This is a genomic window from Phytohabitans sp. LZ39 (genome assembly GCF_059359075.1).
Genome location: NZ_JCADBM010000007.1, coordinates 20,078 through 34,924 on the forward strand (window position 1 = coordinate 20,078; position 14,847 = coordinate 34,924).

15 protein-coding genes are annotated in these 14,847 nt (G+C 72.9%); 11 read left to right on the forward strand and 4 right to left on the reverse strand.

What is annotated here, in order from left to right:
- Positions 1–47: 47 nt before the first annotated feature.
- The 10 genes from AC5L36_RS15530 (at position 48) to AC5L36_RS15575 (ending at position 10,072) form a co-directional block, all read left to right on the forward strand.
- Positions 48–1,667 (forward strand): glycosyltransferase family protein, encoded by a 1,620-nt coding sequence (locus AC5L36_RS15530; RefSeq protein WP_441216354.1) that lies wholly within the window; start codon positions 48–50, stop codon positions 1,665–1,667.
- 63 nt (positions 1,668–1,730) lie between these two features.
- The gene (locus AC5L36_RS15535) at positions 1,731–2,030 is read left to right on the forward strand and encodes a BlaI/MecI/CopY family transcriptional regulator (protein WP_441216356.1); all 300 of its coding nucleotides are present in this window, start codon (positions 1,731–1,733) and stop codon (positions 2,028–2,030) included.
- Positions 2,031–2,101: 71 nt separating this feature from the next.
- Positions 2,102–2,536, forward strand: a complete 435-nt coding sequence (locus AC5L36_RS15540; RefSeq protein ID WP_441216358.1) for a DUF6194 family protein — start codon at positions 2,102–2,104, stop codon at positions 2,534–2,536.
- A 194-nt stretch (positions 2,537–2,730) separates the two neighbouring features.
- Positions 2,731–2,919 carry a hypothetical protein gene (locus AC5L36_RS15545; protein ID WP_441216359.1) on the forward strand — a complete coding sequence of 63 codons (189 nt, stop codon included), beginning with the start codon at positions 2,731–2,733 and terminating at the stop codon, positions 2,917–2,919.
- A 152-nt stretch (positions 2,920–3,071) separates the two neighbouring features.
- Positions 3,072–4,082 (forward strand): ABC transporter substrate-binding protein, encoded by a 1,011-nt coding sequence (locus AC5L36_RS15550; protein WP_441216361.1) that lies wholly within the window; start codon positions 3,072–3,074, stop codon positions 4,080–4,082.
- A 43-nt stretch (positions 4,083–4,125) separates the two neighbouring features.
- Positions 4,126–5,121 carry a FecCD family ABC transporter permease gene (locus AC5L36_RS15555; protein WP_441216362.1) on the forward strand — a complete coding sequence of 332 codons (996 nt, stop codon included), beginning with the start codon at positions 4,126–4,128 and terminating at the stop codon, positions 5,119–5,121.
- A 2-nt stretch (positions 5,122–5,123) separates the two neighbouring features.
- Entirely contained in the window at positions 5,124–6,167 is a 1,044-nt protein-coding gene (locus tag AC5L36_RS15560) for a FecCD family ABC transporter permease (protein WP_441216363.1), read from the forward strand.
- A gap of 61 nt (positions 6,168–6,228) precedes the next feature.
- Positions 6,229–7,002 carry an ABC transporter ATP-binding protein gene (locus AC5L36_RS15565; protein ID WP_441216364.1) on the forward strand — a complete coding sequence of 258 codons (774 nt, stop codon included), beginning with the start codon at positions 6,229–6,231 and terminating at the stop codon, positions 7,000–7,002.
- A 55-nt stretch (positions 7,003–7,057) separates the two neighbouring features.
- On the forward strand, positions 7,058–7,822 hold the full coding sequence (locus tag AC5L36_RS15570) for a hypothetical protein (protein WP_441216368.1): 765 nt from the start codon (positions 7,058–7,060) through the stop codon (positions 7,820–7,822).
- Between the two features lie 1,143 nt (positions 7,823–8,965).
- The gene (locus tag AC5L36_RS15575; protein WP_441216369.1) at positions 8,966–10,072 is read left to right on the forward strand and encodes a lipase family protein; all 1,107 of its coding nucleotides are present in this window, start codon (positions 8,966–8,968) and stop codon (positions 10,070–10,072) included.
- Here AC5L36_RS15575 and AC5L36_RS15580 read toward each other — a convergent pair.
- The 3 genes from AC5L36_RS15580 to AC5L36_RS15590 all read right to left on the reverse strand — a co-directional run bounded on the left by AC5L36_RS15580 (position 10,062) and on the right by AC5L36_RS15590 (position 12,780).
- Entirely contained in the window at positions 10,062–10,169 is a 108-nt protein-coding gene (locus AC5L36_RS15580) for an MFS transporter small subunit (RefSeq protein WP_441216370.1), read from the reverse strand. The genes AC5L36_RS15575 and AC5L36_RS15580 overlap by 11 nt on opposite strands.
- Positions 10,166–11,578 carry an OFA family MFS transporter gene (locus AC5L36_RS15585; RefSeq protein ID WP_441216840.1) on the reverse strand — a complete coding sequence of 471 codons (1,413 nt, stop codon included), beginning with the start codon at positions 11,576–11,578 and terminating at the stop codon, positions 10,166–10,168. Before AC5L36_RS15585 ends, AC5L36_RS15580 begins: the two co-directional genes overlap by 4 nt.
- 365 nt (positions 11,579–11,943) lie before the next feature.
- Positions 11,944–12,780 carry a class I SAM-dependent methyltransferase gene (locus AC5L36_RS15590; RefSeq protein WP_441216371.1) on the reverse strand — a complete coding sequence of 279 codons (837 nt, stop codon included), beginning with the start codon at positions 12,778–12,780 and terminating at the stop codon, positions 11,944–11,946.
- A gap of 129 nt (positions 12,781–12,909) precedes the next feature.
- On the opposite strand from AC5L36_RS15590, the gene AC5L36_RS15595 reads away from it, so the two are divergent.
- Positions 12,910–13,686, forward strand: coding sequence for a S1 family peptidase (locus AC5L36_RS15595; protein WP_441216372.1), 777 nt, complete (start codon positions 12,910–12,912; stop codon positions 13,684–13,686).
- Between the two features lie 47 nt (positions 13,687–13,733).
- Here the strand turns inward: AC5L36_RS15595 and AC5L36_RS15600 are convergent, their stop codons facing one another.
- Positions 13,734–14,273: a sigma-70 family RNA polymerase sigma factor gene (locus tag AC5L36_RS15600; RefSeq protein ID WP_441216374.1), complete on the reverse strand. Its 540-nt coding sequence runs from the start codon at positions 14,271–14,273 to the stop codon at positions 13,734–13,736.
- Between the last annotated feature and the right edge of the window lie 574 nt (positions 14,274–14,847).

The following is a 14,847-nucleotide window of genomic DNA, read 5'->3' on the forward strand; positions in this document are numbered from 1 at the left end:
TATAGATGGCGGCGCGCCTTTCGTCTCTGGCGAGGAGTGGTGCGGGCGTGGCCGTCATGGTCTCTGGTGGGTCCTCGCTGCCCGGATTCGACGCGCGTTCGCGCCGCCGCGTCGACCGGGCCGCGTGGGCCGCCACCGTTTGTGTCCTGCTGGGCGGGGCTTTCCGGCTGGTGCTGGTCCTGACCGGCATGCCGCCGACCAGCAGCGACGAGGCGACGATGGCGCTGGCCGCCCTGCACATCGCGGAGGGCCGGCACTTCCCGGCGTACTTCTACGGGCAGCACTACATGGGCACGCTCGAGGCCTTCCTGGCGGCGCCGGTCTTCGCCGTGGCCGGGCCCTCCCTCGTAGCGCTGCGGCTGCCGCTCGTGCCGATGTACCTGCTGTTCGGCTGGCTCATGTACCAGCTGACCCGCCGCCTCTACACGCGGTGGTTCGCGGTCGCGGTGGTGGCCCTGCTCGCGCTCGGCTCGCACAGCGTCGTGCAGGGGCAGGTGTTCGCCGGCGGCGGCTACCCGGAGATCCGGCCGCTCGGCGCCGGCGTCCTGCTGCTCGCCCTCCTGCTCGCCTCCGGGTGCCGGTGGCGGCTCGCCGCGTTCGCCGGGTTCGGGCTCCTCGCCGGCCTGGCGGTGTGGGACGACTGGCTGATCCTGCCGTACGTCGCGGCGGCCGGCCTGCTGCTCGCCGCCGGCTGCGGCCGCGAGCTGCTCGGCCGGTCCGGTGCCGTGCTGCTCGCCGGTGTGCTGGTCGGCGCCGCGCCGGCCGTCGTGCACCACGTGGCCCTGGGCGTGACCGGCACCAGCCTCTCGGCGATGCTGCACCTCGCGGAGGGCGAGCCGGCGCCGCTCGCCGACCGCCTGTACGGCGCGGTGCTGCTCGGCGTCCCGCTGGGCGGCGGGCTCTGCGCTCCCGGCTCGTGCGAGGGCTGGCCGCTGCTGCTCGGCGCGCTCTACCCGTTCGCGCTGCTGGCCGCCGGTGGGGGCGCGGCGGTGGCGCTGCGGCGGGCGGCCGCGCGTCCGGAGAGGATCCGCCAGATGGGCCGCCTGGCGCTCGCCGTCGCGGCCGCGGTGACCCTCGTGGCGTACGCCCGCAGCGGCGCCGCCGGCCACACCCCGGGCGCCAGCGTGCGCTACCTGACCCCGCTGCTCATCTCGCTGCCGGCCGTGCTCTGGCCACTGTGGACCGCGGCAGCCCGGCTGCGGCGGCAATCCCTCGGTCTATTGTGGATAGTACCGGGACGGGCGGTGGCCGCCACCCTGCTGCTCGTCACGATCGTGGCCGGGATGCTCCTCCCGACCGTCGCGCTCGCCCGCGACCTGCCGCGCGGCGCCGCCGAGGCGGCCCGCGAGCGCGCCCTCGTCACCTCCCTGGAGCGCTCCGGCGTCACCCACCTCTACACCGTGTACTGGACCTGCAACCGGCTCGCCTTCGCCAGCCGCGAGCGGCTCGTCTGCGCCGTGCTCGAGAACGACCTGCGCCCCGGCCTGGACCGCTACCGGCCGTACCGGGACGCGGTCGCCGTCCACCCCAACCCGGCGTACGTGTTCCCGATCGGCTCGCCGGCCGACCGGGCCTTCGCGGCGCGGTTGGCGGCCACCGGCGTCCCCGCCCGGATCGAGGAGGTGGGCGGCTACCGCGTCTACCATCCCGCGTGGCGGCCGATGTAGCCGGCGCCGTTACGCGTGCGGGGGCTCGCGCGTTGAGCGTGCGGGTGGACCTGGAGGTGAACGGTGGGGGGATGCCGTGCGCAAGGGCCGCTGGCCGTAGACGTCGTGGCGGCGTTGGCGGCGGCGGAGGCACCACTCAGCCCGGCCGAGGTGCAGGCGGCACTCGGGTCGGGGCTGGCGTACGACACGGTGCGGACGAGCCTGGTCCGGCTGTGGGAGAAGGGGGTGGTGGCGCGCCGGCTGGCTGGGCGCGACCACGTGTACTGGCCGTTGCGGGCGGCCGCCGCGGACGCCGCCGGGCGGATGCGGGCGGCGCGCCTCGGACGGCACCGCCGGCCGGCGGTACGTCGCCGCGCTGATTGAGGGTGCCGGCGCGGTCTTCACGGCCACGCCGGCACAACCCTCAAACAGCACTTCAATGAAACACTTGAAGCATGCGTGCCAGTGAGATGAGGCGGTACATCAGCGCGGAGTTCGACGGGGTCCGCGTCGCCGAGGCTTCGGGCGACAGCTTCTTCCTCTACGACCCCGACGGCGACCTACCGCCCGCGCGGCAGATGCCGTTCGCGACGATCGTGACCGGCGACCACTACGACGACGTGTCCAAACTGGACGGACGCGACGCATACCGGCTCAACATCGGCCTGACCAAGGCCACGTACACGGCGTCGTTCGGCGACCCGCCCACCGACTACGCGGCCGAGGACACCCTCATGCCGCACCCGACCTACGCGTCGCAGTACTGGGTGTGCGTGGTGAACCCAGGCGAGGCGACGCTGCCCACGGTGCGCGCGCTGCTCGCCGAGGCGCACGGCTACGCGGCCCGCAAGTACGCCAACTATCGCCGCCGGGCGGCCGCGGACGGGTGAGCCCACTTCTTCGATAGATCATCTCAACCTGCGCTCGCACCGCCTGTGCGACCGTTCCGGTGCGAGTCGGTCCACGATGGAGGTAGGGCCGGTCCACTCGATTCCGACGGCCCGACGACGACCGGCGGCACGGGCGAAATATCACATACGACACCCTCGCCCGGCTTCGCCGAGATCCAGCAGCGGGGGGCGGGATGGCCGTTCAGGAGGAAGAGCCGGCGGATCCGGACGGCGAGGACGCGGCGGGGTTCGACTTTCCGTTCGTCCTCGGGCCGCCCAACCGCGGCCGCCACCGTGACCCCACTCCGATCGCGCACGGCTTCGGGCGGCGGGGGACCAGCGCCGCGCGGCACGGACGCCGCCCGAACAACGACCGCGCCTGACGCCTCCCGGCGCGCCTCGCGCCACCTCGTCCCTGGAAACGCGCGGGTGGCGGCCCGGTGAGGTGGATCATGCGGGCTAGCCAAAACCGGCGGGCATAGTTAGCCTAACCTAACCCTGAGCACCAACGTCCCCCGAGAACGGAAGATCCTCCATGCGCGCATGGCGTCCGATATTGGCCCTGGTGGCGCTCAGCGCCCTGCTCGCGGGCTGCGGCGACGACTCCACCACCGGCGGCGAGGCCGCCGCCGCCCCGGCCGGACCCTGGCAGTTCACCGACGGCTCGGGTCAGGTCGTGAAGGCCGACAAGACCCCGACGCGGATCATCGCGCACGCCGGTGAGGCGGCCGCGCTGATGTCGTTCGGCATCAAGCCCGTCGGCATCTACGCCGACGAGTCGGTGAAGACCGACCCCAACCTGAAGAACCTCGACCTCACCGGCATCGAGATCCTCGGTCAGGAGTGGGGCAAGATCGACGTGGAGAAGGCGGCCGCCCTGCGGCCCGACCTCATCGTCGGCGACTGGTGGCCGGCCGAGAAAGCGCACAGCGGCATGGAGGAAGGCGTCGACGAGAAAAGCAAGAAGCTTGCCGAACTCGCGCCCGTCGTCGGCGTGTCGCAGGGCAAGTCGATCGTGGCGCTGGCCGACGGGTACGAGAGCCTCGCCAAGAGCCTCGGCGCCGACGTGAGCAAGCCGGAGATCGCCGCCAACAAGCAGCGCTTCGAGCAGGCGGTCGCCGCGTTCAAGGAGGCGGTCGCGGCCAAGCCGGGCCTCACGGTCGCGGCGATGTCCCCCGCCGACGACAAGGTGTACGTGGCCAACCCGCCCTACGCGCCGGAGCTGCTCGACCTGAAGAGCTGGGGCCTGGACGTGCTCACCCCGGCCAGCCCCGACCCCGGCTTCCCGTACTGGGAGAACCTCAGCTGGGAGAACGCCGACAAGTACCAGCCCGACCTGATCCTGTGGGACGGCCGCTCCTTCACCGCCACCGCCAACGCGGAGTGGGGCAAGAAGCAGCCCACCTGGTTCAAGATCAAGGCGGCGAAGGCCGGCGCGACGGTCTCCTGGCCGGCGTTCTGGCTGCACACCTACGGCGACTTCGCCACCGAGCTGGACAAGCTGACCGCGGCGGTCAAGGCCGCCGACCCGAATGTCGGCGACTAGCGCCTACGCGACGCGCACCGCGCCTCGCAAAGCACGGCGGGCTGTGGCTCTCGGGCCAGGGCTCGCCGTGCTCTGTGCGGTCCTCGTGCTCGTGGCGTTCCTCAGCGTGACGATGGGGTCGCGGTCGCTCGGGCTGTGGGACGTGCTGCGCGCCCTCGTCAGCCTCGACGACGACGGGTCGATCACCAGCACGGTCACCCTGGAGATGCGGGTGCCGCGCACCCTGCTCGGCATCCTGGTCGGCGCGGCGCTCGGCGTCGCCGGGGCGGTGCTCCAGGGCGTCACCCGCAACCCGCTCGCCGACGCCGGCATCATGGGCATCAACTCCGGTGCGGCCGCCTGCGTCGTCTTCGCCATCACCGTGCTCGGCGTGCGCGGCGTCGGCGTCTACATCTGGTTCGCGTTCGCCGGCGCGATCGGGGCGCTCGTGCTCGTGTACGCGATCGCCTCGATGGGCCGCGAGGGCGCCACCCCGGTCAAGCTGGCGCTGGCCGGCGTGGCCGTGACCGCCGGCCTCGCCTCGGTCACCAGCGGCATCGTGATGACCAATGTGGACGCCCTCAACGAGCTGCGCTTCTGGCAGGTCGGCTCGCTCGCCGGCCGGTACACGCCGATCCTCACCGGCGTCGCGCCGTTCATCCTGGTCGGCCTCGCCGTCTCGATGTTCTTCGGCCGCGCGCTCAACGGGCTGGCGCTCGGCGAGGACATGGCCCGCGGCCTGGGCCAGCACGTCACCCGGACGAGGGCCGCCGCGTTCGCGGTGGTGGCCGTGCTCGCCGGCGCGGCGACCGCGGCGTGCGGGCCGATCGTCTTCGTCGGACTCGTCGTGCCGCACCTCGCGCGCTTCATCTGCGGGCCCGACTACCGGTGGATCCTGCCGTACTCGATGCTGCTGGCACCGATCGTGCTGCTGCTCGCCGACGTGCTCGGCCGCGTCGCCCTGGCACCGGACGAGCTCCAGGTCGGTGTCGTGCTCGGCGTGCTCGGCGCGCCCACGTTCGTCGCCATCGTCCGCTACGCCCGCCTGTCGGAGGTGTGACCGTGACCGCCACGATGGCCGCACCGACCGCACTGCGCCTGACCCGCCGGCGCCGCGCCACCCGCTCGGTCGCCGTGACCGGTGCGCTCGCCGTCGTCGTCGCCGCCCTCTTCGTGTTCACGATGATGGTCGGCAGCTTCCGGCTCAGCGCGACCGAGGTGATCGCCTCGGTCCTGCACCTGCGCGACGACCCCAGCGTCGACTTCGTCGTGCGCGGCCTGCGGCTGCCGACCGCCGCCTCCGCGCTGACCGTCGGGCTCGCGCTCGGCGCCTCCGGCACGATTTTCCAACAACTCCTGCGAAACCCCCTCGCCTCACCCGACCTCGTCGGCATCGCCAACGGAGCCGGGCTCGCGGCGGTCGTCGGCATCGTGGTCCTGGAGGTCGGCGGGCTCTTGGTCAGCGGGCTGGCCCTCGGCGGGGCGATCGTCGCCGGGCTGCTGATGTACTTGCTCGCTTGGCGCGGCGGCGTCACCGGCTACCGCTTCATCCTCATCGGTATCGGGATGGCGGCCTTCTTCGACGGCGTCGTCGGATACGTGCTGGCCAAGGCCAAGCTGTTCGAGGCCCGGCAGGCCATGCACTGGCTGACCGGCTCGGTCGGGCAGGCCAGCACCGACGAGCTGTGGCTGCTCACCGGCGCCCTGGTCGTGCTGCTGCCCACCGCGCTGCTGCTCCAGCGTCCACTTCGGGCACTCGAGCTCGGCGACGACGCCGCCCGCGCGCTGGGCACCCGTACCGAGCTCGGCCGCGCCGGCCTGCTCGCCACCGCGGTCGTGCTCGTCGCGCTCGCCGTCGCGGTGGCCGGGCCGATCGCGTTCGTCGCGCTCGTCGCCGGGCCGATCGCCAACCGGCTGCTCGGCCCGGCCACCGGCGGGATCCTCGCCGCCGCGTTCGTCGGCGCCGCGCTGCTGCTCAGCGCCGACCTCGTCGCCGTACACGTGCTGCCCACCCCGCTGCCCACGGGCGTGGTGACCGGCGCGGTCGGCGCACCTTATCTGTTGTGGCTGCTGGCCACCACGAACCGGCAAGGAGCGGGTGGATGAGTGAGCGTGGAGGGCGGCGGCCGACCACGACGACGCTGAGCGAGCGATCAGAGGTGGCACCGTGACCCGGTTGCGCGCGGAGGGGCTGACCCTCGGGTACGACGGCCGGACCGTCGTACCCAACCTCGACGTCACGGTGCTCGACCGCAAGATGACCGCGATCGTCGGTGCCAACGCCTGCGGCAAGTCCACTTTGCTGCGTGGACTGGCCCGGCTGCTGCCGCCCAAGGACGGCGCGGTCTACCTCGACGGCAGGTCGCTGGCCGACCTGAGCACGCTCGACGTCGCCAAGGTGCTCGGGCTGCTCCCGCAGACCCCGGTCGCGCCGGACGGCATCACCGTCGCCGACCTCGTGTCTCGCGGGCGGTACCCGCACCAGGGCTGGTTTCGCCGGTGGACCGCGGGCGACCACGACGCGGTCGCCCGCGCGCTGGAGGCCACCGGCACCGCGGACCTCGTCGACCGCCCGATCCGCGAGCTGTCCGGCGGGCAGCGGCAGCGGGTGTGGGTCGCCATGGCGCTGGCCCAGGACACCGACCTGCTGCTGCTCGACGAACCCACGACGTTCCTGGACATCAACCACCAGGTCGAGCTGCTGCGGCTGCTGCGCGCGCTCAACGCCGAGTCCGGCAAGACCATCGTCGCGGTGCTCCACGACCTCAACCTCGCCTGCCGCTTCTGCGACCACATCATCGCGATGGCGGACGGCGCGATCGTGGCCGAGGGACCGCCCGCCGAGGTGGTCACCGCGGCGCTCGTGGAGAAGGTCTTCGGCATGGCCTGCCTGATCGTGCCGGATCCGGTCGCCGGCACGCCGATGGTCGTGCCAGCCTGAGCCGTCGGTCGGAAACCCGACCGCGCGTGCCGGCCGGGAGCACTAGCGTGAGCCGATGGCGGACAGCTTCCTACCGTCGCGGCACGGCTTCGCGTTCGACAACTCCTGGCCGTCCCAGCCGGCCGTGGTCCTGCCGACCCTGTTCGGCGACATCCGGGTCGGCGACGCCGCCGACGGCCTCTGCGGCGGCATGACCTTCGCCGCGCTCGACTACTGGCGCTCCGGCGCCGCGCCGCCCGACGACCGGCCGGCGGCGGGCCAGCCGCTCTACCGGTACATCGTGGACAGACTGATCGCGTCGTGGCACGTGCCGGCCGGCGTCGCCCAGTACTACCAATGGATGAACCTCCCCGACGGCGACGCCACCTTCCGCGTCTTCGGCCGCCGGGTCCTCACCGAGCGGGGACTCAGCTGGCGCACGATCCGGATCCAGTGGCCCCAGGTCCGAAAGGACCTCGACCGTGGCTTGCCGGTGCCCATCGGGGTGGTGACGGTCAGCTCCAAACGCCCGCAGGACCTCGGCCTCAACCATCAGGTGCTGGCGTACGGCTACAGCGGCACCGGCAGCCGGGTGACCCTGCGCGTCTACGACCCCAACCGCGGCCGCCGCGACGACGTCTACATCGGATTCGACACGGCGGCACCGGCGAAGCCCACCCCCTTCGCGCATAACCTCGGCCTCGGCCAGCGCCGCGTCCGCGGTTTCTTCCGCGCCGCCTACTCACCCGGCGACACCCCGGCTGAACTTCTTTCGCCCACGTCCGCGTCACCTGCGGACCGCATGCTCCCGCGGGCACCGCTCCGGCCGGCGGCGAGCTGACGCTCGCCGAGATCCCCGGCCTCCACTGCCAGGTCCGCGGGCCAAGCCCACCGTTCACCTCCGGGTCGTGCTCCGGGAGGCTTGCGGTGCTCGCCGCCTCGTTCGTCGGGATGATGCTGCCGCGCGGTGCGGGCATGCGCGCCAGGTCGACCCGCACGCGCAGACGGGGCAGCTCGACAGCAGGCCGTAGGGCGCCGCCTATCGACGTGAAGACGCCGGGGGAGGAAGCGGTCCGAGGCCATGCGGGCGATAGGCGGCGGCTCCGATCCGCGGCCGCGCATCACCTCGCGGCCACGCCGACCAACACCAATCGGAAACAGGGGGCGGACCGCGCGTTCGGGCTACCGCCGCACGTTTGGTCGGACGCCGTCTTCGCGAGACCATTGGATAATGGCTCGCTATTCTCGGCGCGATTTCAATCGCAAAGTTGGTCGGCCGGTGGTCCGGCCGCGGTGGACGCGGTGTGGAACGCGGTCCAGGTCGGAGGGCAGCGCCAGTCCGGCTGGGAACGGGCGATGACGGGTGCACCGGTGATCTCTCTGGCGGACGTTTTGCCGGCGCGGGTGTAGGCGGATGAGACGGCTCCGTGTGGTCGCGGCTGTTGCCCGGCCGAGCGGGCTGACCTTTCCTGGCCAGGTGTTTCGGGTGTCGCTGCTGCTCAAGCCGCGTAGGCGCCGAGGGCACGGGTCGAGTCGGGTCTGGTGGGCGAGTCTCGCGCGGGCCCGCCGCTGGAGTGGCACGCGCGCTCTTGCGCAGGCGGCGCATGCGCTCGCCATGGCGCTGGACCAGACCCCAGGCGCGATGGCGCTCGTGCGCGCGACGAAACTCCTCGCGCGCGGGAGAATAGTTGCGCGACTTGGTGCGGTCACGCATTTCGGCGAGTGCGGCCGACGTGAATAATTGAAGTTGCCGCATGCGCCAATTATCCTATGATCGCCCGGAAATTGGTGCCCCGAACGGTGATCGATCATCCCCAATTTGTGGATGGGTCGCAGGGCTTACGACATGCCAATACTTCGAATACGCCGATGATGTGAATTCGAGCCAGCAAAAGGCAACCTTGGAGCCGTGCGGGGCGGCGAGCGGGGCGATGGGTGCCGAGGTGCTGCGCAGATCCAGCCAGAGAGTGACTATCATCGATCTGTGAAGCGAGCGGTGGTCGTCCTGGTGGCGTTGGTGGGGTCGCTCTTCGTGGTGCCGGGGGCGGCCGGTGCCCATGACCGCCCGCCCGCGACAGGGACCGTGGTCGCCGTGCGGCCGCTCCCCGCCGAGTTGCGGCTCGCCGGCACCGGCGCGGCGTGGCGGGTCTGGTACGTCTCCACGTCGTGGAACGGGCGGCGGACGGTGGTCAGCGGCACGGTCACCGTGCCGGCCGGTCGGGCGCCCACCGGCGGTTGGCGGGTGGTCGGCTTCGGGCCGGGCTTCAACGGCACGCCCGACGCGTGCGCGGCGTCGCGGGCCGGCACGCCGCCGTTCGTGCGGCCCCTCGGCGAGGCGCTGCTGGCCGCCGGGTACGCGGTGGCGGTCACCGACTACGAGGGGATAGGCACGCCGGGCGAGGGTTCCGGGGTGAACGGGCGGGCCGAGGCGGCGGCGCTGATCGACGCGGTGCGGGCGGCGCGGCGGATCGCGCCGGTGTCGCGCGCGTGGGCGGCGGTCGGCTACTCGCTGGGCGGGCACGCGGCGCTGTGGGCCGGCGCGGTGGCCGCGTCGTACGCGCCGGAGCTGCGGCACCTCGGCACGGTGGCGGTGGCGCCGACCACGCAGTGGGGGCTCCAGTCGGCCGCCGCCGGTGTGCCCGCCGCGCCGCTCAACCCGGCCGTGCCCTACCTGGGGCGGACGCTGCCGGTGACCGACCGGGGCGCGTTCCGGGCCGAGGACGTGTTCACGCCGCGCGGGCTGGAGCTCGTCGCGGCCGCCGGTCGGCTGTGCGTGGCCGACCTGGCCGCCACCGCGGCGGGCGTCACCAACGGAGACGCGTTCCTCGACCCGCCGGCCGCGGGCGCGGTGTTCGCGTCGCTGCTCGCCGACGACGAGGTGCCGGTGGCGCGGTACGACCGGCCGGTGCGGCTGGCACACGGCACGGCCGACGCCCTGCCGGCCGCGCTGACCGAGCTGACCGCCGGCCAGCTCGCGGCCGCCGGCACCGACGTCGGGTACGTGCCGGTCGCCGGCGCCGACCACTTCACCGTGCTGGCGGCGGTGGCGCCGCGGGTGGTGGGGTGGCTGTGCGAGATGTTCAGCTCGTGAAGAGCTTCGCGGCGGTGATGACGGTCTGCGTCACGCCGTAGCCGAGCAGCGCCGCGACCAGCAGCCACGACACCCACAGCCGGGTCGTCTGGTTCATCGGGTGGGACTCCCTTCCGCCGCGACGGTCTCGGTCGGCGGCGGCCCGGCGGCGGGCTCGTGGTGGTGGTCGGGGACCGGCCGGATCAGCAGGTTCGCGACGAAGCCGACGGCCAGCACACCGACCATCGTGAACAGTGCCGGCCGGTACGCCGCGGCGGTCAGCGTGCCGGGCTTGCCCTGCGCGTCGAGGAAGCCGTTGACGATGAGTGGCCCGGCGATGCCGGCGGCTGACCAGGCGGTCAGCAGGCGGCCGTGGATCGCGCCGACCTGGAAAGTGCCGAACAGGTCGCGCAGGTACGCCGGAACCGTCGCGAAGCCGCCCCCGTAGAACGACAGGATGACGCCGGCGAGCAGCACGAACAGCCCGGTCGCGGCGTGCCCCACGGCGGCGAGCAGCGCGTACAGCACCATGCCCACGCCGAGGTACACCATGTAGATGGGCTTGCGGCCGATCAGGTCCGATGTGGACGACCAGGCGAACCGGCCGGCCATGTTGAACAGCGACAGCAGCCCGACGAAGCCGCCCGCCGCCGCCACGGTCACGCTCGACGTGCCGCCGTCCCGGAAGAAGTCCTGGATCATCGGGCTGGCCTGCTCCAGGATGCCGATGCCGGCGGTCACGTTGCAGAAGAGCACCACCCACAGCAGCCAGAAGGAGCGGGTGCGGATCGCGTTCGAGGCGGAGACGTTCGCGGTGGTGACCAGCGGTTTGGCGGCGACGGTCGCCGGGTCGAAGCCGGCCGGCCGCCAACCCGGTGGCGGGACGCGGACGTTGACCACGCCGAACATCATGATCACGAAGTATCCGGCGCCCAGTGTCAGGAACAGCCCGACCAGCGCGCCGCTGGAGGCCACCGAGCCGGCGACACCCGAGTCGTAGCCGGAGTCGTAGAGCTCCAGCAGCTGGCGGGAGAGCGGGCTGGCGACCAGCGCGCCGCCGCCGAAGCCCATGATGGCCAGCCCGGTGGCCAGGCCCGGCCGGTCGGGAAACCACTTGATGAGCGTGGAGACGGGGGAGATGTAGCCGATCCCGAGCCCGATACCGCCGAGGAACCCGTATCCCAGGTACACGAGCCACAGCTGCTTCGTGGCGATACCCAGGGCTCCTACGACAAAGCCGCTGGCCCAGAACGAGGCGGAGACGAACATCGCCTTGCGCGGCCCGTTCGCCTCCACCCAGGTGCCGCCGACCGCCGCCGACAGGCCGAGCATCACGATGGCGATGCTGAAGATGACGCCGATCGCGGTCTGGCTCGCGTCGAAGTGCGCGATGAGCGAGTTCTTGTAGACGCTGGTCGCGTACGCCTGCCCGATGCACAGGTGCACCGACAGTGCCGCGGGCGGGATCAGCCAGCGGCTGTATCCCGCCGGGGCGACGGTGTGCTGGTGGTCCAGCGCTGACAGCAGACGCACGGTGCCTCCCGCCCTCCGCGAACGAAGCTCCTCTATCGCTCGGAACCTAATGCGCAAGTCGGGCGATGCGCGCCCAGTGGTCTATTCCACGCGCCCGGTGGCACCCGAAATGAGCCGAATGGTCAGCGTGGCCCACTCGCCGTGGCGGGCGCGGCCGTCCACTGTGAGCAGTGCGGTGGCCAGGGCCTAGCGGGCCACACACCGGCCCGGCGCCAGGCCGGCCTGGTTGCCGAACTCGACGTGCTGCCCGGCGCCACCGCTGCCGGCTCCGGCCCGGGCGGGGGCGGTGAAAGGCGGCGGCGGACAGCACCAGGATCACGGCGAGAGTCTTCCCCAGGCCCGTAACGTGCACCCGCGTCTCATGGACGAGGACCGATGTGTCGCGCACCTGACGGCTTCCCGGCCACGGCGTACACGACGTTGGTCTCCACCTCGCGGATCGCCCGTGCCTCGACGCGCGCGACGGTCGCCGCCCGCACCCGTGCCACCGCCTCGGGGTCGAGCCGCGCGACGGTCGCCCGGTAGCCGGTGCCGAGCACGACCGTCCACCAGTCGCCGGGGTCAGCCAGCGGGTGCGTGCCCGCCTCGGCCACCACGGCCGGCGCCGCCGCGCCCGCCCGCGTGAAGAGGTCGGCGAGGGCGGCCGGCTCGGTCACCCGCGTCCACGGGTGGAAGCCGCCCACCAGGTCGGGACGCTCCGCACCGACCGCGGCCCAGAACTCCCCGGTCGCCGGCTCGAACAGCCGCGGCCCCCAGACCGTGACCGCCAGCCGCCCGCCGGGGCGGACCAGCCGCCACAGCCGGCGGACGCCGGCGACCATGTCGGGCAGGAAGAAGACGCCGAACACGCACACCACCGCGTCGAAGTGCTCTGGCGCGAGGTCGACCCGCTCGACGTCGGCGACGCGGAACTCCACGTTGGACAGACCGCGCTCGCGCGCCTTGGCACGGGCCAGCGCCAGCGCCGGCTCGCTGAGGTCGACGCCGAGGACGGTGCCGTGCGGGCCGACCCGCCGAGCGGCCGGCAGCGCGGAGGCGCCGGTGCCGCAGCAGGCGTCGAGCACCCGCTCGCCGGGCCGCAGGCCGAGCCGGTCGACCGTCCGCCGGCCGAACCGCTCCCAGAACGGCAGCGCGTCGAAGTGGTCGGCCGCCGCCGCGTACGCCGCGGCCGCGGCGGCCTTGATGTCCTCCGCCACGCCCCTCAGTATCGCCCCGCCATCGCCCGGCGATAGGAACGTTCCGGTATAGCCGATTGGATTGAAAGATGTCCCTAAATGGATAGCGTGTGGGCGGGGTCACCCCCCACGACGTCCAGGAGGTCATCAATGGTCCTAAGAAGACTGTCGGTCGCGGCGCTCGGCGCCGTGATGGTCGCGGCGCTGAATGTCGCCGGCGCGGCACCGGCCGGCGCGGCGCCACAGTTCTACGGAAGCGCCGCCGCCACCGATCCCGGCGGCACCGTCACGCCGATGATCGTCGGCGGCCGGCCGGCCTCGGAGAACTACTCGTTCCTCGTGTACACGTCCGGCTGCACCGGCTCGCTCATCAAGGCGAACTGGGTCGTCACCGCACGGCACTGCCCGACGCCGTCGTCGGTTCGGGTCGGCAGCATCAACCGCACCAGCGGCGGGACCGTGGTCGCCGTCAACGGCGCGGTCAGCCACTCGCGGGCCGACGTCAAGCTGCTGCGGCTGGCCAGCTCGGTGACGCAGGCGCCGGCGCCGATCCCGACCACCTCGGGCGCGGTCGGCACCGCCACCCGGATCATCGGGTGGGGCCTGACCTGCCCGACCCGCGGCTGCGGCTCCACGCCGACGATCGCCAACGAGCTCGACACCTCGATCGTCGCGGACAGCCGCTGCCTCGGCATCGACGGCCCGGTCGAGATCTGCACCAACAACACCAACGGCAACTCGGGCGCCTGCTACGGCGACTCGGGCGGCCCGGAGGTGCGCCTGGTGAACGGCCGCTGGAACCTCATCGGCGCGACCAGCCGGTCCGGCAACGGCAGCGCGGTCTGCGCGACCGGCCCGTCCATCTACGGTGACCTCCCGGCGATCCGGGCGTGGATCAACACCCAGGTGGGCGGCCTGCCCAGCTGAGCGCGCACCATCCGGCGGCGGGGCGGCGAACGGCCACCCCGCCGCTCTCAGCTCGAGCGGCGGCGCGCGCCGGTGTCGGCCATCGCCGCGATCAGGTCGTCGCGGGCCCGGGCCACCCGGGAGCGGATCGTGCCGACCGGGCAGTCGCAGACCTGGGCCGCCTCCGCGTACGAGAGCCCGAGCACCTGCGTGGCGACCAGCGCGTCCCGCCGCTCGGGCGCCAGCCCGTCGAGCAGCCGCCGCAGCACGACGCCGTCCTCGACCGGAAACACCCGCGTTTCGGCCACGGCCGGAAAGTCGTCCAGCGCGGCGGTCCGGGGCCGGGCCGCGGCGGTGCGCCGGTGGTCGACGACGACCCGGCGCGCGATCACGAAAAGCCAGGTGAGCGCCGACGAGCGGGCGGCGAACCCGGGCAGGCTGCGCAGCGCCCGCGCGTAGGTCTCCTGGGTCAGGTCGTCCGCCTCGCCCGGCCCGGCCAGGTGGGCGACGAACCGCCACACCCGTTGCTGGGTCGCCCGGACGAACGCGGCCGCCGCGACCCGGTCACCCTGCCCGGCGGCGAGCGCCAGCTCCGTCTCGTCGTCCACGCACGGATAGTCGGCGGGCGCGGCGCTCTGGTTCCCCGCGGTGCGGTGAAATTCATGATGTTTTATTTGGGCTGCCGCGATGTCCGTCGTGGTCGCCCTCCGTCGCTCCCGCGGCCTCACCCGTCCGCCGCTGGTCGCGGTCACCCCACGGGGGCCTGCGGCCCGGGCGCGCCCCGGACCGTCGGGATGGCACCGGCGGGTGGCGTCTGATCCCTTGATCGACGGGCGACCTTGTAGATCGTGGTCATCCGAACCCCCTCCAGGGGGCCTGAACGACCACGATCACCAGGCTGCCGCCCACTCTCGTCGCCGATCAAGGCCCGCGGCAACACGCCGGCCACCAAACCGTATGCTCCCGCGGGCACCGTTCCCGGCCGGCGGCTCGCGGGGCGAGCCGAGTTCCCCGGCCGTCCACTGCCGGGTCCGCGGGACAAGCCCCGGGTTCGTTCGCTGGGCGGCCGCGGCCCTCTCTACCTGCCGCATCCTGACGTAGCGTCAGCAGCGTCGGGGGTCGGGCTTTGAGATCTAGGAGACTTAGGGTTGATATGGCGCCCTAACTCTCCAAGATCTGGCA

Coding starts and splice junctions, on each gene's coding strand:
- AC5L36_RS15595 (WP_441216372.1), top strand. CDS start 12,910: ATGGTCCTAAGAAGACTGTCGGTCGCGGCGCTCGGCGCCGTGATGGTC.
- AC5L36_RS15545 (WP_441216359.1), top strand. CDS start 2,731: ATGGCCGTTCAGGAGGAAGAGCCGGCGGATCCGGACGGCGAGGACGCG.
- AC5L36_RS15580 (WP_441216370.1), bottom strand. CDS start 10,169: ATGAACCAGACGACCCGGCTGTGGGTGTCGTGGCTGCTGGTCGCGGCG.
- AC5L36_RS15570 (WP_441216368.1), top strand. CDS start 7,058: ATGGCGGACAGCTTCCTACCGTCGCGGCACGGCTTCGCGTTCGACAAC.
- AC5L36_RS15550 (WP_441216361.1), top strand. CDS start 3,072: ATGCGCGCATGGCGTCCGATATTGGCCCTGGTGGCGCTCAGCGCCCTG.
- AC5L36_RS15540 (WP_441216358.1), top strand. CDS start 2,102: ATGCGTGCCAGTGAGATGAGGCGGTACATCAGCGCGGAGTTCGACGGG.